This window comes from Herbidospora cretacea, from assembly GCF_001570605.1.
Classification (GTDB): Bacteria; Actinomycetota; Actinomycetes; order Streptosporangiales; family Streptosporangiaceae; genus Herbidospora; species Herbidospora cretacea.
Map to the genome: position 1 here is coordinate 198,175 of NZ_BBXG01000005.1, position 26,805 is coordinate 224,979.

Here is a 26,805-nt window from a genome sequence, read left to right on the forward strand (position 1 = left end):
GAACCGGGCTCGCGCCGCGCAGATCATTGCGACAAGGTTCATCAGAGCTTCAGTCCGCTCGATGCGATCGACTGGACGATGTAGCGCTGGGCCGCGATGAAGACGATCAGGACGGGCACGATGGCCATCGCGATTCCGGCGGCGATGGTGCCGAGGGAGCCGGTCGAGAAGCGGCCGGCCAGGAGCACCAGGCCCACCGGCAGGGTCTGCTTGTCCGTGTCGGAGATCATCACCAGGGGCAGCAGCAGGTCGTTCCACCAGTAGGTGAAGCAGAGGATCCCCAGGGTCGCGATCGACGGGCCCGACAGCGGCAGGATGATGCGCGCGAACGTGTGGAACCGGGAGGCGCCGTCGATCTTGGCGGCCTCCTCCAGTTCGTACGGGAGAGCCATGAAGTGCTGCCGCAGCAGGAAGATGCCGAACGCGGAGAAGATGCCCGGGAAGATCAGCGCCCATAGCGAGTTCGTCATGCCGATCTTCGACATGACCAGGAACAGCGGCACGATCGTCACCTGGATCGGGATCATCAGCGACCCGATCACCACGGCGAACAGCACGCCCTTGCCCCGGAACCGCAGCCGCGCGAACGCGTAGGCGGCGGTCGAACAGGTGATGAGCTGGGCGATCGTCACGGTCCCCGACACGATGATCGAGTTGAGGAAGAACCGGAAGTACGGCACCTGCTCGGTCACCTCGCCGAAGTTGCCCAGCGTCAGGTTCTCCGTGTGGAAGGTCGGCGGCAGGCGGTAGAGCTCGGCGTCGGACCCCGAGAAGGCGCCCCGGAAGATCCAGAGGAACGGCGCGGTGATGGCGACCGCCGCGACCACGAGGATCACGAAGGTCAGCAGGCGCGCGGCGACGTGGCCGACGGTCGGTCGGTTGTTCATCGGTAGTGCGTCCATCTGCGCGAGAACCAGAACTGGATGGCGGTCAGCACGACCAGGACCAGCGCGAACGTGATGCCGATCGCGGAGGCGTACCCCAGGTCGAAGTCGCCGAAGGCGCGGTCGTAGAGGTATTCGACGATCGTCCGGCTGGAGTCGCCCGGCCCGCCCTGGGTGAGGACCCGGGGTTCGGCGAAGATCTGGAAGGAGTTGATGGTGTTGATCACGACGAGGAAGAAGATGGTCGGCGAGAGCAGCGGGAAGGTGATGCGCCAGAAGCGCGTCCAGGCGCCCGCTCCGTCGACGATCGCGGCCTCCTTGAGCTGCTTGGGGATCGACTGCAGCCCGGCGATGTAGACGAGGATCGAGAAGCCGATCGTCTTCCACGAGTTGACCATGATCACTGAGATCGGCGCCCAGGTGGAGCTGCCGAGCCAGTCGATCCGGTCGAGGCCGGTCAGCCCGATCAGGTAGTTGACCAGGCCGAGGTCCTTGTTGAGCAGGAACCGCCAGATCAGCGCGACCGCCGAGGCCGACACGACGAACGGGAACAGGAACGACAGCCGGAAGAACGCCCTGATCCAGCGGGGCATCCCGGTCTCCAGCAGCACCGCGAGCAGCAGGCCGAGGACGACGTTCACGGCCAGGATCACCAGGGCCATGTAGGTCGTCGAGCCGTAGACGCCGAGCAGGCGCTCGTCGGTGAACAGGCGGCGGAAGTTGTCGAGGCCGGCGAAGGTGCCGTCGCTGAGCAGGTTCCAGTCGAAGAAGCTGAGGATCAGCACGCCGACCGTCGGGGCCAGCACGAACACCAGGAACGTGAGGATCGACGGGGTGAGGAAGGCCAGCGCCGCGGCCCCGTCTCCGCGGGGCCGGGTCGCCGCTTGTTTGGTGGTCAAAGTGGTCCGCCTTGGGAGGGGAACCGGGTCCGGGTTCAGGGGCCGGACCCGGTCGCTCAGCAGGTGACGATGCCCGTCAGCTCACCCTGCATGGCCTTGAGGCCGTCGGCGACGGGGGTCTCCCCGGCGAAGATCTGCTGCAGGTGGCGCAGGACGGTCGACTCGAACGTGCTGTACTTGGCCGGGGCCGGGTAGGGCACGAGGGTCGGGTAGTTGTCGATGCTGTCGTAGTAGAGGTCGCTGTTGGCGGGCGGCACACCGGTCTGGGAGATCGTGTGGGCCACCGAGCGCCGCGAGGGGATCGAGTCGCCGGGCTTGTCGGGGGTGCCCACGTAGCCCTTCTCGATCTCGTCGCTGACGGTGAACTTCTGGTATTCCCAGGCCAGGTCGGGGTTCTGCGACGACTTCAGGATCGGATATCCGGCTCCGCCGAAGACCGTCTTGTACGTGTCGCCCTTCGGGTAGAGCTGGATGTCGAAGCTCTTGAACCCGGCGGGCAGGAAGGTGGCGATCGGCCACCGGCCCGCGCCGAACATGGCGATCTGGCCGTTCTGGAAGCGGGTGAAGACGTCGCTCATCGGCATCGGGGCCGGGGCCACGCCCTCCTTGATCAGATCGTTGAGGAACGTGACGGCCTTGCCGACCTGCGGTGAGTCGGCGGTGGCCTGGCACACGTCGTCGCTGGTCAGGTTGCCGCCGGCGTTGGCCACCCACGGCATGATGCCGGGGAAGATCTCGTTGCTGGCCCAGGTGAAGCCGTATTGGTCGTTGGTGCCGTCACCATTGGTGTCGACGCTCAGCTTCTTGGCGGTCGCCTTGAAGTCGTCCCACGTCCAGTCGGCCTTGGGCGGTTCGACGCCGGCCTTCTTGAAGACGTCGGTGTTGTAGTAGACGACCATGTCGTTCCAGCCGTAGCTCAGCGTGAGGACGTCGCCCTTGACGGTGAAACCGTCGATGAGGCCCTTGGCGATGTCGTCGGTGATGGCCTTGGCCCCGGCGTCCTTCTCCAGGTATTCGTTGATCGGTTTCACGAGGTTGTTGCTGTGGACGAACTGGGCGCCCTCACCGGAGATCACCATCAGGTCGGGCTTCTTGCCCGAGGCGATCAGCGTGGCGACGTTCGCGTAGTAGGTGCCCCAGTTCTCCCCGGTCACGGGGGTGAGGGTGACCTTGGTGTCGGGGTGGGCCTTCGTGAAGGCGTCGGCGGTGGCCTTGTTGCCGCTCTCCGCGGCGGGGCCGTAGTTCCAGTAGACGATTTCCAGGGCTTTCGCACCGGTCGACGTCGTCTCCGAGTCGCTTCCGCAGCTCACGAGAGTCGTCGCCGCCAGGGCGGTCGCGCAGGCCAGCGCGACCTTGCGGCGGGGGATGTTCATAGGCCTGCGTCCTTCTTCTGTGGGGCAGGTGTGGCGTGCGCCACATGAAAGTGCAAGAAATCGATTTCGTCAAGCACTCCGCGAAACGTACCTCATGAAGCCCCTGATCAGGCAAGTAACGGGACGGTATCGATTACAGCGATAACGGCGGCCGGGCGATCTCCGCCCGGAGCACGACCGTGCGGAGCGGCTGGGTGTCCCCGCCGATGCGCTCCAGCAGCATGGACGCCGCGGTCCGGCCCAGGTGGCGGGCCGGAAGACGGACCTGCACCACGCTGACCGGCGGCGGCAGCAGGTAGGGCAGTTCGCCCAGCACGGCGACGCCGAAGTCCTCGGGGTCGATGCCTGTTTCGTGCAGGGCCTGGAGGGCGCCGATGGCCATCAGGTTGTTGGTGGTGACCACCGCGTCGGGCGGCTGGACCAGGTCGAGCAGGGCTTTCATGGCGGCCCGGCCGCCTTCGACGCGGAAGTCGGCGTGCTGCAGGAAGCCGTCGCGGACCAGGGTCTTGCGGGCGGTGACGACCTGCTTCCAGCCGAGGTAGCGGTCTTCGGTCTCCTCGATCCCGGCCGGTCCGGCGATGCAGGCGATCCGCCGGAAACCGGCCTCGACCAGGGCCGTCGTCGCGGCGATGCCGGCCGCCCGGTTGTCGATCTTCACGGCGTCGACCGGGTAGGGGGTGGTGCGGTCGACGGCCACGACGGGGCGGCCGAGGGAGGCGATGGCGCCCAGGTCGACCTCGTCGGAGGCGGGCGAGAGGATCACGCCGGCCATCTGCTCGGAGGCGGCGATCTGCAGGTAGCGCAGCTCTTTGGCCGGGTCGTCGTCGGTGTTGCAGAGCACCACGGAGAACCCCGACTCCTGGGCACGGTCCTCGACGCCGCGCGCCAGGGCGGTGAAGAACGGGTTCTCGATGTCCGGCACCAGCAGGCAGATGATCTCCGAGCTCTGCTTCCGCAGCCGGCGGGCGGTCTTGTTGGGCGTGAAACCCAGCTTCTGGGCGGCGTCGCGGACGAGGCGCTGCTTCTCCTCGGAGACGGTGTTGCCGTTGAAAACCCGCGAAACCGTCGCGGGAGAGACCCCGGCGAGCGCCGCAACCTCGTAAATCGTCGCCATAGCGCCACACCATACCTGCGCTTGACACCCCTGATGAGCTCCTCTAGCGTGCCTGAAATCGATTTCAAGACAACGTGAAAGGCGGGGGCCGTGAAGCGGTACTCCGGAGAGGCCCGGCGCGCGGTCGCGTTCCCTCTCGGCGGCTTCGGCACCGGGCATGTGGCGCTGACCGGCGACGGGGCGTTGCGGCAGTGGCAGCTCGGCGGGGTGCCCAACCACCGCGGGTTCCTGCCGGACGGCTTCTTCGCCCTGCGGGTGTCCTCGACCGAGCCCCCGGACGACGTGGTGCGGCTGCTGCGCAGCGATCCCGTGCCGCCGTCGCCCGACCCGGCGCCCAACGTCTCCGACGCCGAGGTTCCCGACCTGGGGAGACTCCCGTCGTGGCCGACCGTGGAGGCCACCGAGTTCCGGGCCGCCTACCCGTTCGCGGAGGTCGGCTACCTGGACTCCGGGCTCCCGGTGGCGGTGTCGATGTCGGCGTTCACGCCGTTCGTGCCGCTCGACGCCGACGCGAGTTCGCTGCCGCTGGTGCGCTACCGGTTCACCCTGACCAACACCAGTTCCGAGTTCCGGCACGGCTTCCTGCTCGGCACGCTCCAGAACGGCGTCGGCTGGGACGGCGTGACCCCCGTCGACGGCACCCGGGGAGCCGGTTACGGCGGGAACGTGAACCGCCTGGTCAGAAGGCCGGGGCAGACCGGTGTGCTGATGGACAACCCCTCGCTCCGGGAGACCGACGAGGGCTACGGCGAGATGCTGCTCTGGACGGACGCCCCCGCCCTCGCGCTCCCCCGCGCGACGGGAGCCGAGGCGCTGCTGCGGTTCGCCGAGACGGTGAAACTGGTGACGCCGGTGCAGCTCGGGGATTTCTCCGACGCCGCGCTGCGGGCCGCGCTGGCCGACGGGGCCTCGCCGATGAGGGCGCCCGCCGGGCCGAGCCCGGCCGGGTTCACCTGGGACGCCGGGCTGGCCGCCGCCTTCGCGCTCGCGCCGGGCGAGACGACGACGATCGACGTCGTGCACACCTGGTGGTTCCCCAACCGGTTCGCCGACTTCGACCGGTTCGGGCCGACGCCTTCCTATGCCGGGAGCCGGTTCTGGGTGGGCAACCACTACGCGACGCGGTTCGGGGGCGCGCTCGACGTGCTCGACGCCTACCTGGCCGACCGCGACCACCTCGACGCGGCGTCGCGGACCTGGGCGTCGGCGGTGGCCGACAGCGACCTGCCGCCGGTGCTGAAGGACGTGATCTCGGCGCAGGGGACGCTCGTCCGGTCGCCCTCGCTGTTCCGGACCGCCGACGGGCGGGCCTACGGGTTCGAGGGCGCGCTCGGGGCCTCCACCCGGAACTGGAACGGGGACGTCGGCGGGTCGTGCCCGCTGAACTGCAACCACGTCTTCAACTACGAGCAGGCGCTGGCCCGGCTGTTCCCCGCGCTCGGGCGGGACATGCGGGAGACCGAGTTCGCCGTCCAGGCCGCCGACGGGTCGATCCCCCACCGGGTCGCCCTGCCGCTCTACCTGCCGCAGTACCACGACGTCGCGATCGGGGGGCCGGTCCGGCCGGCGCTCGACGGGATGCTGGGGGCGGTGCTCAAGACGTACAGATCGGTTCTGGACGGGTCGGGGAGCGACTGGCTCCGCGAGCAGTGGCCCGCGCTGCGGCGGCTGATGGAGCACGTCGCCCGCACCTGGGACCCGGACGGGACCGGGATCCTGCGCGGCGACCAGCCCTGCACCTACGACATCAGCCTGCACGGCCCGAACATGTTCGTCGGCGGGCTCTGGCTCGCTGCGCTGCGGGCGATGGAGGAGATGGCCCGGCTCGTCGAACCCGCGCTGGCCACCGGCTTCGCGAAGCTGTTCACGCTCGGGCGCGACGGCTACGACGAGCTGCTCTGGACGGGCGAGTACTACGGCCAGCCCGACACCGGCGAGGAGCACGACTTCGGCCGGGGCTGCCTGTCCGACCAGCTCCTCGGCCAGTGGTGGGCCCACCAGCTCGGCCTCGGGCACATCCTGCCCGCCGACCGGGTCAGGACCGCCCTGTCGTCGATCGTCCGGTACAACCTGCGGACCGGCTTCGAGCCGCACGGCTACCGCTCGTTCGCCGACGGCGGCGAGACGGGCCTGGTGGTCTGCACCTGGCCGCACGGTGGCCGCCCCGCCGTGCCCCTCCGTTACTGCGACGAGGTGTGGACCGGCGTGGAGTACCAGGTCGCGGCCTCCTGCCTGTACGAGGGCCTGACCGACGAGGCGTTCCGCATCCTCGACGGGCTGCGGGAACGGTACGACGGCACCCGGCGCAACCCCTTCAACGAGATCGAGTGCGGCGACCACTACGTCCGCGCGATGGCCGGATGGTCCCTGCTCGACGCCTACACGGGCTTGCGCCGCGACCCCGCGACCGGCGAGCTCACCGCGACCCGGCCGGGCCGCTTCCCCTACGTCGCGGGGACCTCGTGGGGAGTGGTGACCGTGTCGCCCGAGGGGGAGACCACAGCGGAACCGGCTCAGCGGTAGAGGGCCTCGACCAGCGCGGGCCAGCGAGGGTCCGGCCCGGCCGGGGTGAGCAGGGTCCGGCTCGGGGTGAAGGCGAAGGCGAAGCCCTCGTCGGGGTCGGCGAAGGCCAGCGCCCCGCCGGAGCCGCTGTGGCCGAAGGCGCGGGGGTTGGGGGAGAACGGGCGGGTCGGGTTGCTGAGCATGAAGCCCAGCCCGAACCGGGTCTCCGACCCCAGCACCTCGTCGTGGCCCTCGCTCCGGGGCTCGATCATCCGGGCCAGGTCAGGCCGGGTCAGCAGGTCGGCGTACAGAGCGGCGAGGGCGCGGGCATGCGCGTGGACGTTGGCGGCCGGGATCTCCGCCGCCCGCCACCGCGGGGTGTTCGGCAGGCCGGGCGTCAGCTGCTCGGCCGGGTTGGCGAACGCCTTCACGGTGATCTCGGCCGTGGACATCTGGGGTAGCGGGCCGTGGGCTTCCGGGGGGAGGACGTCCCGGACCGGGGTCCCCTCGGGCAGGCCGACGCTCAGGCCGTCGATGCCCAGGTCCTGGACGAGCTGCCGGACGGTCCGCCCCGTCGCCCGGCGCAGCACCTCGCCGACCAGCCAGCCGAAGGTCACGGCGTGGTAGCCGTGCCGCTCCCCCGGCGGCCACCACGGCTGTTCGGCGGCCAGGGCCGTGGTCATCGCCGTCCAGTCGAACAGCGCGCCGTCGGGCAGGGCGCGGCGGACGGCGGGCAGGCCCGCCCGGTGGGAGAGCAGGTCGGCGACCGTGCAGTCGGCGGTGAACTCGGGCCACCAGTCGCGCACCGGCCGGTCGAGGTCGGCGAGGTGACGGTGGGCCAGCGCCGCGACCACCCCCTTCCCGGCCGAGAAGACGTTGACCACGTCGTCGCGGGACCAGTCACCCGCCCATTCGTCCACGACGAGCCGCCCGTCCCGGTAGACGGCGAGGGCGGCTCCCCCGGGACCGGCGGCGACGATGTCCTTGAACACGGCCTTCTCCTTTTACTCAACCTCGATTGTGCAACCATGGTTGAGCAAAGAAGGAACGCCGTCAAGTGAGCAGGGCGGCGACCTCCGCCACCACCGGCGGGCGCATCAGCTCGTAGTGGTCCGCGTCGAACACCTTCGCCCGGAACGGGCCGTCGACCCGGGCGGCCCAACCGGCCGCGTCCGCCTCCCGGCTCAGGGCCAGGCGCACCTCGCCCGCGTAGCGTCCCGGCCGGTAGCGGTGGTGCGCGGTCAGGTTGGCCGCGTAGAGCGCCGGGTCGCCGCCGGTGTCGTCGGCGGCCATCACCTCGGCCACGTCACCGTCGAAGTCGCCCCGCGGGTAGCCGGAGTCGATCATGCAGAGCGAGGTGACCCGGTGGCCCAGTCTGCGGGCCATCTCGTAGGCGAGCACGCCGCCGAAGGACCATCCCGCCAGCCGGACGTGACCTCCGGGAAGCGCGCGGACGTAGTCGTCGGCCATCCGCTCCAGGTCGGCGGCGGGCGGGGCGAGCTGGGCGAGGCCGTACACGGGGAAGTCGCCGGGCAGCGCGTCGACCAGCGGGCGGTAGCCGAAGACCGAGCCGCCCACCGGGTGGACCAGCCACAGCGGGACCCCTGTCCCCTCCCTCAGGGTCACCACGGCGACCCCGGCCGAGCCGGCCGGACGCCCGTCGAGGTGGGCGGCCAGGCGCTCGACCGTGTCGTGGGCGAGCAGGTCGGCCACCGTCACCGGGCGGCCGAGGTCGCGGGTGATCAGCCCGGCCAGCCGCAGGGCCGACAGCGAGTGGCCGCCGAGGTCGAAGAACGCCCGGTCGGCGGACACCTCCGTGTCGAGCACCTCCGCCCAGAGCGTCGCCAGCCGGCGTTCGGTGGGGGTGCGCGGCGGGCGGACCGGGCGCTCGTCCCGGGGAGCGGGCAGGCGGCCCCGGGCGATCTTGCCGCTGGTGGTGAGCGGCAGCTCCGCGAGCTCCATGAAGACCGACGGCACCATGTGGCCGGGCAGCAGCCGGGCGCAGTGGTCGCGCAGCTCCCCGGTGGCCGCCCGGCCCGTGTGGTAGGCGACCAGGCGTTCGCCGTCGAGCACGACCGCGGCGCCGGCGACGTCGGGGTGCCCGGCCAGCACCGCCTCGATCTCGCCCGGCTCCACCCGCATGCCGCGGATCTTGACCTGGTCGTCGAGCCGGCCGAGGTAGTCGATCGCGCCGTCGGGGCGGTGTCTGGCCAGGTCCCCGGTCCGGTAGAGGCGGCCGAGGCGGTGGGTGACGAACCGTTCGGCGGTCAGGTCGGGGCGGCCGTGGTAGCCCTCGGCCAGGCCCGCGCCGCTGATGTGCAGCTCACCGGGCACCCCGACGGGCACCTCGCGGCCCCGGCGGTCGAGCAGGTGGACGCCGACGTTGGCGATGGGCCGCCCGATGGGGACCGGGCCCTCCTCCCCCGGGGCGCAGCGCCACGAGGTGACGTCGACCGCCGCCTCGGTCGGGCCGTAGAGGTTGGCCAGCACGGCCGCCGACTGGGCGTGGAAGTCGCGGACCAGGGGACGGGTCAGCGCCTCGCCACTGCACACGACCAGCCGCAGGCCCGGACAGCGCCGGGGGCCCGAGGCGTCGAGGAAGGCGCGCAGCATCGACGGGACGAAGTGGACCACCGTCACCTTCTCCCGGTTGACCACCTCGGTCAGGTAGCCGGGGTCGCGGTGGCCCTCGGGCTCGGCGACGACGAGGGTGGCCCCCTCCATCAGCGGCCAGAAGAACTCCCACACCGACACGTCGAACGTGGCGGGCGTCTTCTGCAGGATCCGGTCGCCGGGCGTGAGGGCGAACTCCTGCTGCATCCAGCGCAGCCGGTTGCAGATCGCGCCGTGCGAGACGACGACGCCCTTGGGCCGTCCGGTCGAGCCGGAGGTGAAGATCAGGTACGCCGGGTCGCCGGGCCCCGGATCGGTCGCGGGTGGCGTGCCCGGCAGCGCCGGGTCGTCGGCCGCCTCGGTGAGCACGAACCGCAGCCCGGCCTCCTCGGCCAGCGCGGCCACCCGGGCCTCCGGGTCGGCCACGTCGATCGGCACGTACGCGCACCCGGCCTTGAGCACCGCCAGCAGGGCCACCACCAGGTCGGCCGACCTCGGCATCCGCACGCCCACGCGGTCGCCAGGCCGCGCGCCGAGCCCGGCCAGGCGGTGGGCGAGCCGGTTGGCCCGCGCGTCGGTCTCGGCGTAGGTCAGCGAGGTGTCCCGGAACCGGACGGCGACCGCGTCCGGTGTGGCCGCCGCGCGCTGTTCGATGATCCTGTGAAGGACGTGCGGCCCGGGATAGGGGGTGGCCGTGCGGTTCCAGTCCTCGACCGCCCGGATCTCGGCCGGGCCGCGCAGTTCGGCGTCGGCGTGCCGGGCGTCCGGGGCGGCGACCAGGGCTTCGAGGGCGGCGCGGTAGTAGCCGTGGAAGCGGGTCACGTCGGGTTCGGGGATGCGCAGCGCGTCGTAGCGCAGGCCCATGCCGATCCGGCCGGTGACGGCGTCGGTGTTGAACTCCACGCCCATCAGGAAGTTGGTCGGCTCGGCGCTCTCGCTGTCGAGGATCTCGACGTCGCCGGTCGGGGCGTCCTTCTCGTTGTGGAAGTGGGTGTAGTTGAAGTAGACGTCGAACAGCGGCGCGGTCACCGGGAAGCGCCGGTTCGGCTGGATCGCCAGGTCCTTGCGGGTCACCTCGGCGACCAGGCCGGCCCAGCTCTCCTCGCCGAGGGTCAGCCGGAACGGCAGCGTGTTGAGGAACAGGCCGATCACCCGGTCGCCGTCGGGCTCGGGCACCCTGCCGTTGTAGACGACGCCGGTGACGACGTCGTCCCCGCCGCTGAGCGCGGCCAGCACGCGCAGGTGGGCGGCCAGGAGCAGCATCCGCACGGAGACCTGGAGCTTCTCCGCCAGGACGGTCAGGCCGTCGGACAGCTCACCGGGCAGGTCCCAGATCCGCATCGACGGCCGGGTGTCGTCCTGCGCCGGGAGGGCCGGCACGGTGGTCACCGTCAGCCCGTCGAGTTCGGCCGCCCAGAACGCCGCCTGCTCCGGGTCGCGCGCGGCGGCCGACTCCAGCGCGACGTAGGCGTCGTAGCGGGCGCGCGGCGGCGGGGTCGGCGGCGGCCCGCCGAGCTCCGCCAGGTAGAGGGTGAACAGGTCGGTGAGCAGGACCTGCTGGCTCCAGCCGTCGACGATCGCGTGGTGGACGACGGTCGACAGCCGCACCTCGGTGTCGCCGAGCCGCTGGAGGTGGAACCTGGCCAGCGGGGCGCGTTCGCGGTCGAGGGTGGTGTCCGGGACGTCCCCGAAGGTGACCGGCGGTTCGGGCAGGCGGTCGTGGACGATCTGGAGCGGCGCGCCGAACCCGGCGACGGCGAACGAGGTCCGCAGCGCGTCGTGGCGGTCGGTCAGCGCGGCGACGGCGGCCCGCCAGGCCGCCTCGGAGTGGGCGGGCACCCGCAGGCGCATCGACACCTGCTCGCGGTAGACGGCCGTCTCCCCGGCGAGCTCGGTGTGGTAAAGCATCCCGGCCTGGAGCGCGGTCACCGGATAGGCGTTGACGGCCGAGGCGGGCAGCGCCGCCCGGTCGGCCGGGTCGATCAGCGCGAACGGCTCCAGGACCGGCCGTGGCGCGGTCGCGAGGGTGGTCTTCTGGGCCAGTTCCCGGACGGTCTGGTGGCGCAGCACGTCGCGGACGCGGAAGCGCAGCCCCTCCTCCGCCGCCCTGGCCACGAGCTGGACGATGCGCATCGAGTCGCCGCCCAGGGCGAAGAAGTTGTCGTCGATCCCGATCGGCTCGCGGCCGACGACCTCGCGCCACAACCGGACGAGCGCCTCCTCGACCTCGTCGCGGGGGCCGGTGTACCCGCGCTCCTCGGCCTCCGGCGCGGTCGACGGAGCCGCCGCGACGTGCGTGAACACCTCGGCCGAGGGGTCGGCGGCGGCCCGGGTCAGCACCTCGTCGTAGCGGCGGGCGAACTCCCGCGCCCACGCCGGGTCGCCCGCCAGGCACTCGATCGTCACGGCGGGCGCGTCCAGGTCGACGTGGAGCTGGAGGCGGTATTTGGTGGCGTCCACCTCGGCCTCGACCGGGACCAGGCCGGTGACCTTCTCCGCGCCCGGCTCCTCGGTGGAGAAGCCGGCCTGGAAGATCGGGGTGAGTCCGGGCAGCCTCGGCGGGTTCACCGCGCCGACCACGACCTCGAAGGGCACCTCCTGGTGGTCCTGGGCCCCGAGGGCGGCGGCGCGGACCACGCGGAGCGCGTCGTCGAAGGTGGCCGCGCCGCTGAGGTCGGCCCGGACGGCGATCATGTTGGCGAAGCAGCCGACCGTGCGCTCGAACTCGGCCCTCCCCCGGTTGGCGGCCGGGACGCCGACGACGACGTCCCTGGTCCCGGCGTACTCGGCCAGCACGACCAGGTAGGCGGTCAGCAGCGCCGTCGGCGCGGTGGTGCGGTGGGCGGTGGCCAGCTCCCGGAGCCGGTCGACCGCCTCCCGGGACAGGGGCCGCCGCAGGACGACGCCCTCGCCGGTCCCGTCCGGCAGCCTCAGGACGGGCAGGTCGCCCGCGAGCGTCCGCGTCCAGTAGCCGATCTTGGCCTGACCGGCCGGCCCGGCGAGCCACTCGTTGTGCCACAGGGCGTAGTCGGCGTACTGGTAGGGGTCCGGGTCGAGGTCGGCCCCCTCCAGGAGGGCGGCCAGCTCCTCGACCAGGACGCGCAGCGACCAGCCGTCGCAGACGATGTGGTGGAAGCAGAGCATCAGCACCGGATCGGCGTCCGGCGCGCGCAGCAGACCGGCCCGGAACAGCGGGCCCGCCTCCAGGTCGAAGGGCCGGGCGGCCTGCTCGGCCATCGCCCGCCGCCGCCCTTCCGCGTCGTCGTGGTCGACGACGGCCCACTCGACCGCGGGTTCGTCGTCGACGACCTGGAGGAGCCCTTCGGGGCCGGCGCGGAAGCGCGTGCGCAGGGCCTCGTGCCGGTCGGCCAGCGCGAGGACGGCGCGGCGGAGCGCCTCCTCGTCATGGGGCGACCGGACCTCCAGGAAGAGGGGCGCGTGGTAGGCCGTCGAGTCGCCGACCGCCTGCTGCGCCACGTAGAACTGTTCCTGGACCTTCGATGCGGGGAACGTCTCGCCCACGAATCCTCCCGTGATCAGGTCAGCCGCAGCGGCAACCGGCGCGGGCCGCCGACGACGAGTGAGTCCAGCCGTTCGACGGGGCCGTCGAGGGTGACGTCCCGGGCCTGGGCGAGGAACTCGCGCAGGACGGCGCGGATCTCCAGCTTCGCGAGCTGGGTGCCGACGCAGTAGTGGGGCCCGATGCCCAGGGCCAGGTGGCGGTTGGGGGTGCGGGTCACGTCGAAGACGTCGGGGTCGGGGAACTGGGCGGCGTCGCGGTTGGCCGACGGCAGCCAGCAGACCAGCAGGTCGCCTTCGGCGACGGACCGGCCGCCGACGTCGGCGGGGCGGGTGGCCCGGCGCATGGTGTGCAGGCCGGAGGTGGTGAAGCGGAGGATCTCGTCGACGGCGGTGGCGGCGACCCCGTCGAAGTCGGCCCGCAGCAGCTCCTGCTGCGCGGGGTGTTCCAGCAGCGCCAGCATCCCCCCGGCCAGGGTCTGCCGGACGTTCTCCGTGCCGCCCACGAACAGGCTGTCGCAGTTGAGCACGACGTCGTCGATCGGGAGCGGCTCGCCGTCGACGGTGACCTGGGTGAGCACGCTCACCAGGTCGTCCCCGGGGGTGTCGCGGCGGTGGAGGGCCAGATCGGTGAAGTATTCGAGGATCTCCAGGTGGGCCAGGCTGCGTTCGGTGGCGGTGCCGGCGCAGAACGCGTCCCACGCCCACGCGACGAGGTCGGGGCGGTCGGCGGGCGGGATGCCGAGGAAGGCGCAGACGACCTCGACCGGCAGCCGGGCGGCCACGTCGGCGACGAAGTCGATGCGCCCGGCCGCGAGGCTCTCCTTCACGGCCGTCCGGGCGACGGCCTCCATCGATTCGGTGAGCCGCCGCAGGTTGCGCGGGGCGAACCACCCGGCGACCGCCTCGCGCAGCACCTGGTGGCGGGCCGGGGCGGCCAGCGCGAGCGTCCGCCCGCCGCCGGGGTCGGCGCCCTGCGCCAGGGGGCGCAGCAGGATGCCGGAGGCGGAGCTGAAGGTCACCGGGTCGCGCAGCACCTCCCTGACCTCGTCGTGCCGGGTCAGCGACCAGAAGCCGGGGAAGTCGCCGGGCTCGTGCCAGTGGACGGGGTCGTGCTCCCGCATCCACGCCCAGACCTCGTGGGCGCGGCCGTCGCGGTGGGTCGCGCCGTCGAGCAGGACGTCGGGGTTCACCGCTCACCGCCCAGCAGGACGAGCTGATCGCCGAGGGTGGCGTGGAGGTAGAGCTCCTTGGCGGTGATCCTGCGTCCGGCCAGGCCGCTGAGCGTGCGGGCCAGTTTGAGCACCGACAGCGAGTTGCCCCCCAGGGCGAAGAAGTTGGCCCCGGACACCGCCTGCTCGGCGCTGACCCCGAGCACCTCGGCCCAGGCGAGCGCGATCCGCTCGGCCGGCCCGGCGTCGCCGGGGACGCGTAACCGGTCCTTGTCGACCTTGTCGTGGGCGGTGCGCGGCAGGGTGGCGACGGCCACGACCCGGTCGGGCACCAGGGCGGGCCCCAGCAGCGCGGTCACCGTCTGCCGGACGGCCGAGGCGTCGCCGGTCACGAAGGCACAGCAGACCGAGGTCGCCGCGTCGTAGGTGACGGCGGCGGCCAGGACGCCGGGAGCCGAGGCGACCGCGGCCTCGATGGTCTCGAGGTTGACCCGGACGCCGCGCATCTTGACCTCGTTGTCGAGCCGCCCGACGAACTCCAGCTCGCCGTCCGGCGTGCGCCGGGCGAGGTCGCCGGTCAGGTAGCGGCCGTCGACGAACACGGCCGCCGTCTGGGCGGGGTCGCCGACGTAACCGGCGGTCACCCCGGGGCCGGAGATCGCGATCTGCCCGACCTCCCCGTCGGGGACCGGCCGCAGCGCGCCGTCGAGCAGGTCGACGGTGGTACCGGGGATCGGCCGGCCGATCAGGGGGTCGTGCGGGCGGTCGTAGAAGCGGTAGGTGGCCCAGATCGTGCACTCGGTCGGGCCGTACTCGTTGCAGAGGGCCACCTCCGGCAGGGACGCGAAGTGCTGATCGATGACGCCCCGGGTGAGGGCCTCCCCGGCGCAGATCGCGACCTTCAGGGTGTGCGGCCGATCGGCCAGCACGCGGACCAGCTCGCCGTGGAAGCTCGGCACGGTGAGCGTGTGGGTGACCGAGTGGCGGACGACGAGGTCGGCGATGGCGTCGGGGTCGCGGCGCTCGGCGTCGTCGGCGATCACCAGGTGGCCGCCGGTGGTCAGGGCCCCCCAGATCGGCGTCATCGCGCCGTCGAAGTGGAGCGGGAACAGCAGCAGGAAGACCGGCTCGCCGTGGTCGGCGTGGACGGTCAGGCGGGCGGCGTTGGCGTAGGCCAGGTTGGCCCGCGACACCGAGACGCCCTTGGGGCGGCCGGTGCTGCCCGAGGTGTGCAGGACGTAGGCCTCGCCCTCCGCCGGGGAGGGCGTGTGGCGGTCGTCGCGGGTCAGCTCCCCCGTCAGGGGGTCGGCCACCAGGGCGATCCCTGCCGACTCGCGGATGTAGGCGGTCGTGCTCTCCGGATTGTCCGGGTTGAGCAGCACGAACGAGTGCCCGGCCAGGGCGGCGCCGAGCATCTGGACGACGGTGGTGACGGTCCGGTGGGCGGTCACGCCGATCCGCTGCGGCGGCAGGCCGGTCAGCTCGTCGGCGAAGGCGCGGGCCCGCGCGGTGAGTTCGGCGTAGGTGAGGGTCCGGCCGCCGAGGGTGACGGCCGGGTCTCCCGGACGCCGGCGGGCGATCTCCACCACCGCTTGATCGACTGACGATTCGGTCGAATAAGAGATGCGTAACTCCCTCATGGCGGCCGACTGTAACACACCTGGTAATTGGCTCTTCAAATGACCCGTAAACCCCGGACCGGCACCCCTACATTTCTCGTATATCCCTCGTATATCCTGCGTATATCGCACCCGTCGCCCCTATGAATATTCCAGGATTCAACTATCCGGGAGCCCTCGGAATGTCTCGACTCTGTGACACAAACAGCTCTCAGCCTGGGCTTTCGATCAGGTAAGACGGCTTTTCCGTGATCGGCATACCGATGTTTTCTGGCGCTTCCGGTTGCTTGCCGGATTCTCCGGCCGTTTGCTAGCGTGCCGGGCGACGGGGTTCGAGCCTTCTTTACGACGTTCGCTTCCACGCGGGGGATCCAATTCGTGGACGCCGATCTCTGCGTGCATTCCAGAAGGAGAGTCGTGACGCACGACTTCGAGTTACGCCTCATTTCCGCCATTCAACCGGTGCGCCATTTCTTCCTGGCGCAGGTCCTCGAGTTCGCCATGACCAGCGGCCTCATGGAGGCCCTCGACGACACGCCGGAGTCCAAGCCCGGCGACCTGGCCGCGCGGCTGCGCATGGACGCCGGCCGGCTGACCGGCCTGCTCCGCTACCTGGCGGCCGAAGGGGTCGTGACCGACCCGGAGGACCGGCCCGCGCTGACCGCCAAGGGCCGCGAGTTCCTCGCGTTCCGCCCCTGGTACGAACTGCTGATCGGCGGCTACGGGGCCACCCTGCTCGAACTGCCGCAGGTGATGGCCGACCGGGGCGCCTTCGCCTCCAGGAACGGCACCATGGTCGGGCGCGGCAGCTGCGGCATCAGCCGCTACGACGCGATCCCGCTGGTCCGGCGCCTGCTCGCCACCCTGCCCGCCCCGCCCGACGCCGTCGTGGACCTCGGCTGCGGCGACGGCACGTTCCTGCTCGACCTGTGCGCCGACGGCACCCGCGGCGTGGGGGCCGACCCCGACCCCGGCAACATCGAGGGGGCCCGGCACGCCGCCGCCGCACGCGGTCTCGACCGCACCGTCGAGTTCGTCGTCGCCACCGCCGAGGACTACATGGCCGGGGTCTCCGGCCGGGACGGCGCGCCCTGCTTCCTCACCGCCTTCTCGCTCCAGGAGGTGCTGGAGCAGCAGGGGCGCGAGGCCACGGCGGAGGTCGTGCGCAAGGCGATCACCTGCGCGCCCGGCGCGCGCCTGGCGATCGTCGAGGTCGACCACCGGCCGCTCGACCCGGGGGTCACCCGCCACGGGCTGGGGCTGGCCTACTACAACCCGTACTACCTGCTGCACCAGATCACCGAGCAGCGGCTGGAGCGCCGCGCCTTCTGGGAGGGCCTCATCGAGGAGGCCGGGGGCGTGGTCGACGCATGCCTCACCACCGACGCAGGCGTCGACTCCACCGGCCTGGAGCTGGGGTTCCTCGTCCGCGCCGCAGGCGCGTGAGGGCCGCAGGCAGGCCGAAGACCATCCCCGCATCCTGACGGAGAGAGCCACCGTGTCCATGACTTCGACCGGGCTGTGGCGGCAGCCCGACTTCCGCAACCTCTGGCTGGGGCAGACCTCGTCCATGTTCGCCGCGAACATGATCGCGGTGATGCTCCCGCTCCTGGCGACCCAGCTGCTCGACGCCTCGGTGTTCGAGGTCGGCGTGCTGGCGGCCGCGGGGCACCTACCCTATTTGCTGGTCAGCCTGTTCGCCGGGGTGTGGCTGGACCGCCGGCCCAAGCGGCCGACCGTGGCCGTCGCCGACGCGCTGCGGGCCCTGCTGCTGGCGGCCATCCCGGTCGGATGGTGGCAGGAGTGGCTGAGCGTGCCGCTGCTGGCCGCGCTGGCGTTCCTCATCGGCGTCTGCAGCGTGGTGTCCGACATCGGCAGCGCCTCGTTGCTGCCCTTCCTCGTCGACCGCGACGACCTGATCGAGGGCAACAGCAAGCTGGAGCTGAGCGCGTCTGCCTCCAGCATCGGCGGCCACGCCATCGCCGGCGCCGCCTTCCAGTTCCTCACCGGGCCGGTCGCCATGGTGGTCAACTCGGTACTGTTCGCGCTCTCGGCGCTGTTCACCGGGCTGATCAGGAAGAAGGAGGAGCCGGCCGAGGTCGAGGAGGGCCAGTCGATCTGGACGGACATGGCCGAGGGCGTCCGGTTCGTGATCGGGCACGTGACGGTCCGCACCCTGATCCTCGCCACCCTGATCGTCAACTTCTTCACGGCGCTGGCCGAGCCCGCGTCCCTCACCTTCGTCACCAAGACGCTCGGCATCGCCCCTCTCTGGGTCGGCGTGATCTTCGCGGCCTCCGGGGCGGGCGCCCTGCTGGGCGCGGTGCTGGCCGGGCCGGTCAGCGCGCGCCTGCCGCTGGGCCGGCTCTTGATCCTCACCTCGGCGGTCGCCGCGCTCGCCTCGCTGCTCACGCCGCTGGCCACGTTCATGCCGGTGCCGGTCGCGGTCGCCCTGCTGGTCGCCATGTACACGATCGACGCGGCCGTGATCGTCGTCTACAACATCAACGTCCGCGCCTACCGCGCGGCCATCACGCCTGATACTTATCAGGGCCGGATGAACGCCGCCGCCCGGATGGCGGTGCTGAGTTTGGTGCCGGTCGGCGTCCTGCTCGGCGGCGGGCTGGGCGTGCTGGTGGGGGTCCCGTGGGCGCTGGCCCTGGCCTCCCTCGGCATGTTCCTGTCCACCGTGGTGCTGGCCGCCTCCCACATCCGGCGGGTGGAGCGCATCCCCGACCTGGAGCCCGTACGGGAGCCGGAAGTCGTCGGGGAGGAGGCGTGACCCCGCTGAGCGGCCGGGTCGTCGACGACCCGCACCAGCTCATCCGCACCGAGGTGCTGGACCCCCAGTTCCGCTTCGAGGCGGAGCACCTGCTGCCCTGGTACGTGGCCATCGAGAAGGCGCTGGCCGCCGAGTACGTCCGGATGGGCGTCATCGGCCCCGGCGACGCCAAGGAGATCGCCGCCGCGCTCGACGCGATCACCCCCAGGGAGATCGAGGCGTGGCGGCAGCGCAGCCTCTCCGACATCGCCCTGGCCATGGAGCGCTTCGTGGCCGACCGGCTGCCCCGCCCCGTCCCCGCCTGGCACGTCGACCGCAGCCGCAACGACCTGCAGGCCTGCGCCCAGCTCCTGGCGGGCAAGCGGTGGCTGTGCGACTTCGCCGCCGAACTGGAGTCGCTGACGGCGGCGATTCGCGCCTCGGCGGCGGCCTCGGCCGACCTGCCCATGCCGGGCTACACCCACTACCAGGCGGCCCAGATCATCACGCCGGGCTTCTACCTGGCGGCGCTGGCCGGCCGCCTCCAGCGCAGGTCCGTCCGGATGCTGGCGCTCCTCGACGACATCGACGCCTGCCCGCTCGGCGCGGGCGCGATGTCCGGCCAGGAGCTGGCCTGGGACCGCGACCGGCTGGCCGCCCTGCTCGGCTTCTCCCGGGCGGAGCCGCTGGCGCTCGACGCGGTCGCCTCACGCGAGTGGGCGGCCGAGGTCACGGCCGAGCTGAGCCTGGTCGGCGCCCTGCTCAGCCGGCTGTGCACCGACCTGCTGGTGTGGGGCGGCAGCGAGCACGGCTTCTTCGAACTGCCGGACGCCCTCTCAGGCATCTCGGCGGCGATGCCGCAGAAGAAGAACCACCCGGTGCTGGAACGGGTCCGCGGCCGCAGCGCCCACCTGGCCGCCTTCCACGTGGACGTGCTGCTCGGCCAGCGGAACACGCCCTACACGAACCTGGTCGAGGTCTCCAAGGAGAGCGGGGCCCACCTGCGCGCCGCGTTCGAGACCGGCTCGTCGGCCCTGCGGCTGCTGACGGCGGTCTTCGAGGGGCTGAAGTGGCGGGCCGACCGGCTGCGGCGGGCCTGCGAGGCGGAGTTCTTCGGCGGGTTCAGCCTGGCCAACCGGCTGACGCTGACGGCGGGGGTGCCCTGGCGCGCCGCCCAGGTGATCGCCGGGGCGTACGTGCGGCGGATGGTGGAGGCGGGAGCCGCTCCCGGCGACGTCGACCCGGCCGCGCTGGCGGAGATCGCCGCCCGCCACGGTCACCCGCCGGCCGATCCCGATGGGCTGCTCGACGGGGTGTTCGACGTCGACGGGGCGCTGGCGCGGCTGACCTCGGCCGGGTCGGCGCGTCCCGACCGGGTGGCGGAGGTCCTGGCCGTACAGGAGAAGGAGGCCTCGCGCCTCGGCGACGCCTGGCGGTCGCGCGCCCGGACGCTGGCCGGGGTGACGGCGCGGTGACGGCCCAGGGATTCGGGCACGCGCGCGGCACCTTCGGCGAACTGCTCCAGGGGGTGCTGCCCGACGGCCGCCACTTCCTGGTGACGCTGCCCATCACCGCCGGGGTCACCGCGCGTTTCCAGTACCTCCCCGACGCCGACGAGCTCACCGCCGACCCGGAGCACAAGCGCAAGTCGCTGGTGGTGGCCCGGCGGGCGCTGACCGCGCTCGGCCGGCGCGGCGGCGGGCGGCTGCGCCTGACCGGCGACCTGCCCGAGGGCAAGGGCATGGCCAGCTCGTCGGCCGACCTGGTGGCCACCGCGCGGGCGGTCGCCGACGCGGTGAAGGGGGCCTTCGCCCCGGCCGAGGTCGAGGCGCTGCTGCGCGGCATCGAGCCGTCCGACGGCGTGATGTACGACGACGCCGTCGTCTTCCACCACCGCGAGGTGCGGCTGCACAGCAGACTCGGCCCCCTCCCCGACCTGGTCGTCGTCGGCTACGACGAGGGCGGCCAGGTCGACACGGTCGAGTACAACCGCAGGCTGCCGACCGTCGGCCGGGCCGACCGCGTCGAGTTCGCGCACCTGCTCGACCGGCTGTCCGCAGCCGTGCGGGCCGCCGACGTCGCCGAGATCGGCCGGGTCGCGACCCGGAGCGCCGAACTGCACGCCGCCCGCCGCGAACGGCGCGCCTTCGCGGCGGTCCGGCGGGCGTCCGACCTGGCCGGCGGCCTGGGGGTGGTCGCCGCGCACAGCGGGACCCTGCTGGGCGTGCTGCTCGCCGGGGACGACCCCGACCTCGACCAGAGAATCGCCGAGATCCGGCGGCAGTGCGCCGCGCTGGGCGGACCGCTCAGCGTGCACCGGGCCGTCACCCATTTACGAGCGGAGGTCAACGGTGCTGCGTGAGCACATCCACGAGGCCATCGGCGACACCCCGCTGGTCCGGCTCCGCCTCGGCGGGCGGCCGGGACCGGCGGTGTACGCCAAGCTCGAACTGGCCAACCCCTTCGGGATGAAGGACCGGGTGGCCAGGAACATCATCCGCTCCGCGCGGCGGGTCGGCGCGCTGGCCGAGGGCGCCCCCATCGTCGAGAGCTCCTCCGGGACCATGGCCCTGGGCGTCGCCCTGGTCGGCCGGTCGATGGGGCACCCGGTGCACATCGTCACCGACCCCCGGGTCGACCGGCTGACGCTGACCAAGCTGCGGTCGCTCGGCTGCGAGGTCCACGTCGTCGACCGGATGACCAGCCACGGCTGGCAGAGCGCCCGGCTGGAGCGGCTGGAGGAGCTCATGGCCGGGCTGCCCGGGGCGTTCTGGCCGCGCCAGTACAGCAACCCCGACAACCCCGGCGCCTACCGCGACCTGGCCGAGGAGATCCTCGCCGACCTCGGGCCGATCGACGTGCTGGTCGGCTCGACCGGGAGCGGCGGCTCGCTCTGCGGCACGGCCCGGCCGCTGCGCGCGGCGTGCCCGGGGCTGCGGGTGGTGGGCGTCGACTGCGTCGGCAGCGCGCTGTTCGGCCAGACCGACCGGGCCGGACGGCTCCAGAGCGGCCTGGGCAACAGCCTGCGCCCGCAGAACCTCGACCACACGCTGATCGACGAGGTGCACTGGCTCAACGACCACGAGGCGTTCGCCGCCACCCGGGAGCTCGCCGCCGAGCAGCAGATCTTCGCCGGCAACACCTCCGGCTCGGTCTACCAGGTGCTCAAGGACGTGGCCGCGCGGTCCGGGCCGGGCACCCGCATCGTCGGCATCTTCCCCGACCGCGGCGACCGGTACGTCGAGACCGTCTACGACGACGGCCACTGGGGCGACCACGACGTGGCCGCGCTCCCCCGGGCCGGGCGGTCGGCCGAGGTGGCGTACGGGACCGAGGTCTCGACCTGGTCGCGGGCCGACGCGAGCGCGATCCCGCGCGACCGGCGGCACCTGGTGTTCGTCGAGTCGAACACCACCGGGACCGGCATGCGGGCCCTGGAGCTGGCCCGCGAGCTCGACGTCGAGCCCGTGCTGCTGACCGGGCGCCCGGACAGGTACCGGGGCCTGGCGGAGACCGGCGCCGAGGTGGTCGTCTGCGACACGACCTCGCTGCCCGCGCTGCGCGAGGTGCTGCAGCGCCGCTTCCACCGCGCCGAACTGGCCGGGGTGACCACCACCAGCGACTACTCCGTCCCGTTCGCGGCCGAGCTGGCCGCCTGGCTGCACCTGCCCGGCAACTCCGCCGAGGCGGTGGCGACCTGCCGGGACAAGGGGCGGCTGCGCGCGGCCCTCACCGGACCGGCGAACCCCCGCTGGACCCGCGTCACCGATCCGGGGCAGGTGGCCGCGGCGGTCGCGCACGCCGGGCTGCCGTGTGTGGTCAAGCCCGCCGACGAGTCGGGCTCGCAGGACGTCGTGCTCTGCTCCGGCGTCGAGGAGGCGGTCGCGCACGCGGCGACCGTGCTGGCCCGGACCGTGAACGCGCGCGGGCTGCCGACCGCCGGGGCGGTCCTGGTCGAGGAGTACGTGGAGGGTCCCGAGTACAGCGTCGAGATGTTCAGCCACGGCGGGCGGCACCACCTGGTCGGCGTCACCGCCAAGACCGTGACCGGCGGGAACTGCTTCGTCGAGACGCAGCACCTGTTCCCGGCGGCGGTCCCCGCGTCGGTGGAGCAGGTCGTGCGGGCAGCGCTGGAGGCCACCGGGTTCCGGCTCGGCGCCTCGCACACCGAGGTCAGGCTGACCGCCGCCGGGCCGGCGATCATCGAGGTCAACGCCCGGCTGGCCGGCGGCATGATCCCCGAGCTGATCCGCCGCGTCACCGGGGTCGACCTGCTGCGCGAGCAGCTGCGCGCGGCCCTCGGCCTCGACCCCGAGCTGACCCCCGACCGGCAGGAGCGCGGCGGCATCCGCTTCCTGCGGTCGGAGCAGGAGGGCCGCCTGGTCCGCGTCGAGGGGGTGGACCGGGCCCAGGCCGTGCCCGGCGTGGTGCTGGTCGCCGTGACGGCCGAGCCCGGCGCGCTCGTCGGGCCGCCGAAGGACGCCTACGGGCGGCTGGGCCATCTCGTCGCCACCGGCGACGAGACGGAGAAGGCCCTGGTCGCGGCGGAGAACGAGATCCGCTTCGTGGTGGAGGCCCGATGATCGAGATGCGCAGTGACACGTTCACCCTGCCGACCCCCGCCATGCGGCGGGCGATGGCCGACGCCGAGGTGGGCGACGACGTCTACGGCGAGGACCCGACCGTCAACGCCCTGGAGGAGCGCACCGCCGCCCTGCTCGGCAAGGAGCGGGCCTGCCTGATGCCCAGCGGGACGATGGCCAACCTGACCAGCGTCCTGGCCCACTGCCCGCGCGGCACCAAGGTCCTCGTGGGGGCCGAGACCGACATCTACCTGTACGAGGCCCACGGCGCGGCCGTCGTGGGAGGCGTCTCCTACGAGCCGCTGCCCAACCTGCCCGACGGCCGGATCTCCCTCGACGCGCTCGCCGCCGGTTTCCCCGAGGAGGAGGGCGACCCCCAGTTCGCCGAGGTCGGCCTGATCTGCCTGGAGAACACCCACAACCGGTGCGGCGGCGCGGTCCTGCCGCCGGGCTACGCCGAGGAGGTGCGCCGGTTCGCCGACGAGCGGGGGGTGCCCGTCCACCTCGACGGGGCCCGGCTGTTCAACGCCGCCGCCGCCATGGGGGTGTCCCCGGCGGCGGTGGCCGGGCACGCCGACTCGGTGCAGTTCTGCCTGTCCAAGGGGCTGGGCGCGCCGATCGGCTCCATGGTCGCCGGCAGCGAGGCGTTCGTCGCCCGGGTCCGGCGGCTGCGCAAGATGCTCGGCGGCGGCATGCGGCAGGCGGGGATCCTCGCGGCGGCCGCGATGGTCGCCCTCGACACGGCGGGACGGCTGGCCGAGGACCACGAGCACGCCCGGCTGCTGGCCAAGGGCCTGGCCGATGTGCCGGGCGTGGAGGTCGACCCCTCGGCCGTCCAGACCAACATCGTGCTGTTCCGGGTGGCCGGGCTCGCGCCGCCCGAGGTCGTCCGGCGCTGCCGGGACGGCGGCCTGTCCATCGGGGAGTTCGGGCACGGCCGGTTACGCGCGGTCACCCATCTGGGGGTCACCCGCCCGGACGTCGACACCGCGCTCGACATCATCCGCACGGCGATCGGGAGAGACAGATGACATACGAGGTCGTGGTCAACGACGAGGAGCAGTATTCGATCTGGCCGCACGAGCGCGAGATGCCCGCCGGGTGGCGGGCCGCCGGGTTCAGCGGCCCGCGCGAGGACTGCCTGGACCACATCTCCCGGGTGTGGACCGACATGCGCCCGCTGAGCCTGCGGCGGAAGCTGGGCGAGCCGTGATCACCGAGATCTCCGCGCTCCAGCGCCGGCTCGGCCACGCCGACGCCAACCCCGGGCACGACTGGCTCAACCTGGTCGAGAACGTGCCCCAGTGGCCGCACCCGCCGGGCCTGCCCGCCGCCCCGGCCGGCACGCCGTTCGGCTACGCCCCCTCGCAGGGCCACCCGGCGCTCGTCGAGGCCCTGGTGAAGCGGGAACGCACGGTCAGCGCCGCCGCGCACGTCGACGAGCCGAACGTGCTGGTCACCGCGGGCGGCATGCACGCCATCGGGCTCGTGCTGCGCGCCCTGGCCGCCCGGGGGTACCGCCGCGCCCTGCACGCCACCCCCGTCTTCGTCGGCGTGCACGACCTGATGGCCGCCGCCGGGATGACCCCGCGGGCGCTCCCCCTCACCGGCACGCCCGGCGACCTGCCCCTGCTGCTGGCCCACGTCGACGGCCCGACCGTCGTCTACGTCAACCTCCCGCACAACCCGACCGGGGCCGTGCTCGCGCCCGAGTACCTGCCGGTGCTGCACGACCTGGCCGCCCACCCGGACGTGTTCCTCCTCTACGACGCGGTCTACGACTCCTTCGACTTCCGGCCCGCGCCGTGCCCGGCCCCGATCGACCTGGCCGTGTCGAGTCAGCGGATGGCGGTGGTGAACTCCGCGTCCAAGAGCCTGGGGCGGCCCGGCGAGCGGGTCGGCTGGGTGGTGGCCGCCGAGAGCGTGGTCGCCGGGCTGGTGCCCCGGCTGGAGTGGGAGATCGTCTCGGTGAACGGCGCCGCCCAGCACGCCGTCGCCGCCGCGCTGGCCGCCGGGAACGCCCCGCTGGTGGACGCGGTGCGCCGGGGGCGCGCGGCGTTCGCGCGGGCCGTGGCGGGCACCCGGCTCGACACGCCCCTGCCGCCCGGCGGCAGCCAGCTGTGGCTGGACCTCGGCGTGGCCGACGTGGAGGCGTTCGCCGACTTCGCGCTGCACCGCCACCGTCTGGTGCTCACCACCTCGGCCAACTACGCGCCCGCGCTGCCCGGCCACATCCGCTTCCCCACCGGCATGCCCGAGGGGCTGATCCGCCGGTCCCTGGGCGCTCTCGCCGCCGCCCTCGACGACTGGGAGCGCCGATGACGGGCTTCACCGCCGTCCACCGGCTGTTCGACGAGGTGGCGGGCCGCGACCCCGACGCGGTCGCCGTCGAGGCCCCCGACGGGGAGCTGACCTTCGGCGACCTCGACCTCCGGTCCCGCGACCTGGCGGCGCGGCTGCTGCGGCGGGGCGCGGGGGCCGAGACGGTGGTCGCGGTCGGCTGCGGCCGTACCACCGGACTGATCGTCGCGATGCTCGGCGTGCTGCGGGCGGGGGCCGCGTTCCTGCTGCTCGACACCGGCGAGCCGGCGGCCCGGACCAAGGAGAAGCTGGCCCTGGCCGACGCCGCGTTCCTGGTGGGCGGCGACGACGGCCACGGGCTGCCGTTGATCCCCGTCCAGGCGGGGACCTCGGACTCCTGCGAGCTGCCCGAGGTGCATCCGCGTCAGCTCGCCTACGTCGTGTTCACCTCCGGGTCCACGGGCGTGCCGAAGGGGGTGCTGATCGAGCACCTCGGCCTGGCCGAGCACGTGACGACGCAGCTCGCGCCCGTCTACCGGCGGGTCGCGCCCGACGGCACGCTCAGCGTCGGCGGCGGCGCGCCCGTGACCTTCGACTCCTTCATCGACCAGGTGCTGCCGACGCTGACGCTCGGCCACCGGCTCGTGCTGTTCGGCGAGATGGAACGGCGCGATCCCGGCAGCTTCCTGGCCCGGCGGACCGACGTGGTCGACTGCTCCCCGTCCCAGCTCTCGCTCCTGGTCGAGTTCGGCCTGCTCGACGGGCCGCTCAAACTGGCCGTCTTCGGCGGCGAGAAGCCGGGCCCGGAGATGTGGCGGGCCCTGCGCGCCGGGTCGGCCCAGGCCGTCAGCGTGTACGGCGCGACCGAGTGCTCCATCGGCTCGGTCGAGGCCAGCCCGCACGACAGCGAACGGGTGTGCCTGGGCGAGGCGGCCGGTTCGGCCACCCTCCACCTGCTCGGCGACGACCTGCGGCCGGCCCGCGAGGGCGAGATCTACCTGGGCGGTCCGGGTGTCGGCCGGGGCTACCTGGGCGATCCCCGGCAGACGGCCGAACGGTTCCTCCCCGACCCGTGGGGCGAGCCGGGCGCCCGCCTCTACCGGACCGGTGACCTGGGCCGCCGCGCCGACGACGGGCTCCTGGAGTTCCAGGGCCGGGCCGACGACCAGGTGAAGATCAGCGGCTACCGCATCGAGCCCGGCGAGGCCGAGGCCGTGCTCGACACCCTGCCTGGGGTCCGGCGCTCGGCCGTGGTCCCGGCGTCCGTCCAGGGCCGGGTGGCCCATCTGGTCGCCTACGTCGAGACCTCGCCCGACTACGACGAGGCGGCCGTGCGGGCCGAACTCGGCGCGCGGCTGCCGGGCTATCTGGTGCCCAAGCGGGTGGTGCCCATCGCGGCGCTGCCGCTGACGCCCAACGGAAAAGTCGACAGGAATCGTCTGCGGAGGTTGCAGCAGTGAAGCGG

Annotated in this window: 18 protein-coding genes; 10 read left to right on the forward strand and 8 right to left on the reverse strand. The window is 72.8% G+C overall.

All coding sequences use genetic code 11. From position 1 onward, the window contains the following. Positions 1-41 precede the first annotated feature (41 nt). The 4 genes from AW270_RS11920 to AW270_RS11935 all read right to left on the reverse strand — a co-directional run bounded on the left by AW270_RS11920 (position 42) and on the right by AW270_RS11935 (position 4,270). Positions 42-887: a carbohydrate ABC transporter permease gene (locus AW270_RS11920; protein WP_061293892.1), complete on the reverse strand. Its 846-nt coding sequence runs from the start codon at positions 885-887 to the stop codon at positions 42-44. After that, positions 884-1,783, reverse strand: coding sequence for a carbohydrate ABC transporter permease (locus AW270_RS11925; protein WP_061293894.1), 900 nt, complete (start codon positions 1,781-1,783; stop codon positions 884-886). Before AW270_RS11925 ends, AW270_RS11920 begins: the two co-directional genes overlap by 4 nt. Before the next feature lie 56 nt (positions 1,784-1,839). After that, positions 1,840-3,156 carry an ABC transporter substrate-binding protein gene (locus tag AW270_RS11930; RefSeq protein ID WP_061293895.1) on the reverse strand — a complete coding sequence of 439 codons (1,317 nt, stop codon included), beginning with the start codon at positions 3,154-3,156 and terminating at the stop codon, positions 1,840-1,842. 133 nt (positions 3,157-3,289) lie between these two features. Then, complete coding sequence (locus tag AW270_RS11935) at positions 3,290-4,270, reverse strand: LacI family DNA-binding transcriptional regulator (protein ID WP_061293897.1); 981 nt, start codon at positions 4,268-4,270, stop codon at positions 3,290-3,292. A gap of 90 nt (positions 4,271-4,360) precedes the next feature. Here AW270_RS11935 and AW270_RS11940 point away from each other — a divergent pair, with 90 nt between their 5' ends. Continuing rightward, positions 4,361-6,793 carry a GH116 family glycosyl hydrolase gene (locus AW270_RS11940; RefSeq protein ID WP_061293900.1) on the forward strand — a complete coding sequence of 811 codons (2,433 nt, stop codon included), beginning with the start codon at positions 4,361-4,363 and terminating at the stop codon, positions 6,791-6,793. On the opposite strand, the gene AW270_RS11945 is transcribed toward AW270_RS11940, so the two are convergent. From AW270_RS11945 to AW270_RS11960, 4 genes are all read right to left on the reverse strand, one after another. Then, on the reverse strand, positions 6,784-7,764 hold the full coding sequence (locus AW270_RS11945) for a serine hydrolase domain-containing protein (RefSeq protein ID WP_061293901.1): 981 nt from the start codon (positions 7,762-7,764) through the stop codon (positions 6,784-6,786). The two genes, AW270_RS11940 and AW270_RS11945, sit on opposite strands and share 10 nt — an antisense overlap. Positions 7,765-7,825: 61 nt before the next feature. Then, positions 7,826-12,907, reverse strand: coding sequence for a non-ribosomal peptide synthetase (locus tag AW270_RS11950; RefSeq protein ID WP_061293904.1), 5,082 nt, complete (start codon positions 12,905-12,907; stop codon positions 7,826-7,828). A gap of 14 nt (positions 12,908-12,921) precedes the next feature. Next, positions 12,922-14,097, reverse strand: a complete 1,176-nt coding sequence (locus tag AW270_RS11955) for a cytochrome P450 (RefSeq protein WP_061293906.1) — start codon at positions 14,095-14,097, stop codon at positions 12,922-12,924. Next, entirely contained in the window at positions 14,094-15,716 is a 1,623-nt protein-coding gene (locus AW270_RS11960; protein ID WP_082801493.1) for a non-ribosomal peptide synthetase, read from the reverse strand. The genes AW270_RS11955 and AW270_RS11960 overlap by 4 nt, the downstream gene beginning before the upstream one ends. Before the next feature lie 396 nt (positions 15,717-16,112). Between AW270_RS11960 and AW270_RS11965 the strand changes: the two genes are divergently transcribed. The 9 genes from AW270_RS11965 to AW270_RS12005 are packed head-to-tail and all read left to right on the forward strand — an operon-like array spanning position 16,113 to position 26,800. After that, complete coding sequence (locus AW270_RS11965) at positions 16,113-17,141, forward strand: 2-ketoarginine methyltransferase (protein WP_157521863.1); 1,029 nt, start codon at positions 16,113-16,115, stop codon at positions 17,139-17,141. 58 nt (positions 17,142-17,199) lie between these two features. Then, on the forward strand, positions 17,200-18,477 hold the full coding sequence (locus AW270_RS11970; protein ID WP_061293910.1) for an MFS transporter: 1,278 nt from the start codon (positions 17,200-17,202) through the stop codon (positions 18,475-18,477). Then, positions 18,474-19,931, forward strand: a complete 1,458-nt coding sequence (locus AW270_RS11975) for an argininosuccinate lyase (protein WP_061293912.1) — start codon at positions 18,474-18,476, stop codon at positions 19,929-19,931. Before AW270_RS11970 ends, AW270_RS11975 begins: the two co-directional genes overlap by 4 nt. Then, positions 19,928-20,818: a GHMP family kinase ATP-binding protein gene (locus tag AW270_RS11980; protein WP_218009189.1), complete on the forward strand. Its 891-nt coding sequence runs from the start codon at positions 19,928-19,930 to the stop codon at positions 20,816-20,818. Before AW270_RS11975 ends, AW270_RS11980 begins: the two co-directional genes overlap by 4 nt. After that, positions 20,808-23,039, forward strand: a complete 2,232-nt coding sequence (locus tag AW270_RS11985; RefSeq protein WP_061293914.1) for a pyridoxal-phosphate dependent enzyme — start codon at positions 20,808-20,810, stop codon at positions 23,037-23,039. The genes AW270_RS11980 and AW270_RS11985 overlap by 11 nt, the downstream gene beginning before the upstream one ends. Continuing rightward, positions 23,036-24,070, forward strand: a complete 1,035-nt coding sequence (locus AW270_RS11990) for a GntG family PLP-dependent aldolase (protein WP_061293917.1) — start codon at positions 23,036-23,038, stop codon at positions 24,068-24,070. Before AW270_RS11985 ends, AW270_RS11990 begins: the two co-directional genes overlap by 4 nt. Beyond that, the gene (locus AW270_RS11995; protein ID WP_061293919.1) at positions 24,067-24,252 is read left to right on the forward strand and encodes an MbtH family protein; all 186 of its coding nucleotides are present in this window, start codon (positions 24,067-24,069) and stop codon (positions 24,250-24,252) included. The genes AW270_RS11990 and AW270_RS11995 overlap by 4 nt, the downstream gene beginning before the upstream one ends. After that, a complete protein-coding gene (locus AW270_RS12000; RefSeq protein ID WP_061293921.1) occupies positions 24,249-25,361 on the forward strand; it encodes a beta-methylarginine biosynthesis bifunctional aminotransferase in 1,113 nt (370 codons plus the stop codon). Before AW270_RS11995 ends, AW270_RS12000 begins: the two co-directional genes overlap by 4 nt. After that, positions 25,358-26,800 carry an amino acid adenylation domain-containing protein gene (locus AW270_RS12005; RefSeq protein WP_061293924.1) on the forward strand — a complete coding sequence of 481 codons (1,443 nt, stop codon included), beginning with the start codon at positions 25,358-25,360 and terminating at the stop codon, positions 26,798-26,800. Before AW270_RS12000 ends, AW270_RS12005 begins: the two co-directional genes overlap by 4 nt. Positions 26,801-26,805 lie beyond the last annotated feature (5 nt).

Excerpts from the sequence above, each read along its gene's own strand:
- AW270_RS11935 (WP_061293897.1), bottom strand. The coding sequence starts at position 4,270 with ATGGCGACGATTTACGAGGTTGCGGCGCTCGCCGGGGTCTCTCCCGCG.
- AW270_RS12005 (WP_061293924.1), top strand. The coding sequence starts at position 25,358 with ATGACGGGCTTCACCGCCGTCCACCGGCTGTTCGACGAGGTGGCGGGC.
- AW270_RS11970 (WP_061293910.1), top strand. The coding sequence starts at position 17,200 with ATGACTTCGACCGGGCTGTGGCGGCAGCCCGACTTCCGCAACCTCTGG.
- AW270_RS11990 (WP_061293917.1), top strand. The coding sequence starts at position 23,036 with ATGATCGAGATGCGCAGTGACACGTTCACCCTGCCGACCCCCGCCATG.
- AW270_RS11995 (WP_061293919.1), top strand. The coding sequence starts at position 24,067 with ATGACATACGAGGTCGTGGTCAACGACGAGGAGCAGTATTCGATCTGG.
- AW270_RS11960 (WP_082801493.1), bottom strand. The coding sequence starts at position 15,716 with ATGAGGGAGTTACGCATCTCTTATTCGACCGAATCGTCAGTCGATCAA.
- AW270_RS11930 (WP_061293895.1), bottom strand. The coding sequence starts at position 3,156 with ATGAACATCCCCCGCCGCAAGGTCGCGCTGGCCTGCGCGACCGCCCTG.
- AW270_RS11920 (WP_061293892.1), bottom strand. The coding sequence starts at position 887 with ATGAACAACCGACCGACCGTCGGCCACGTCGCCGCGCGCCTGCTGACC.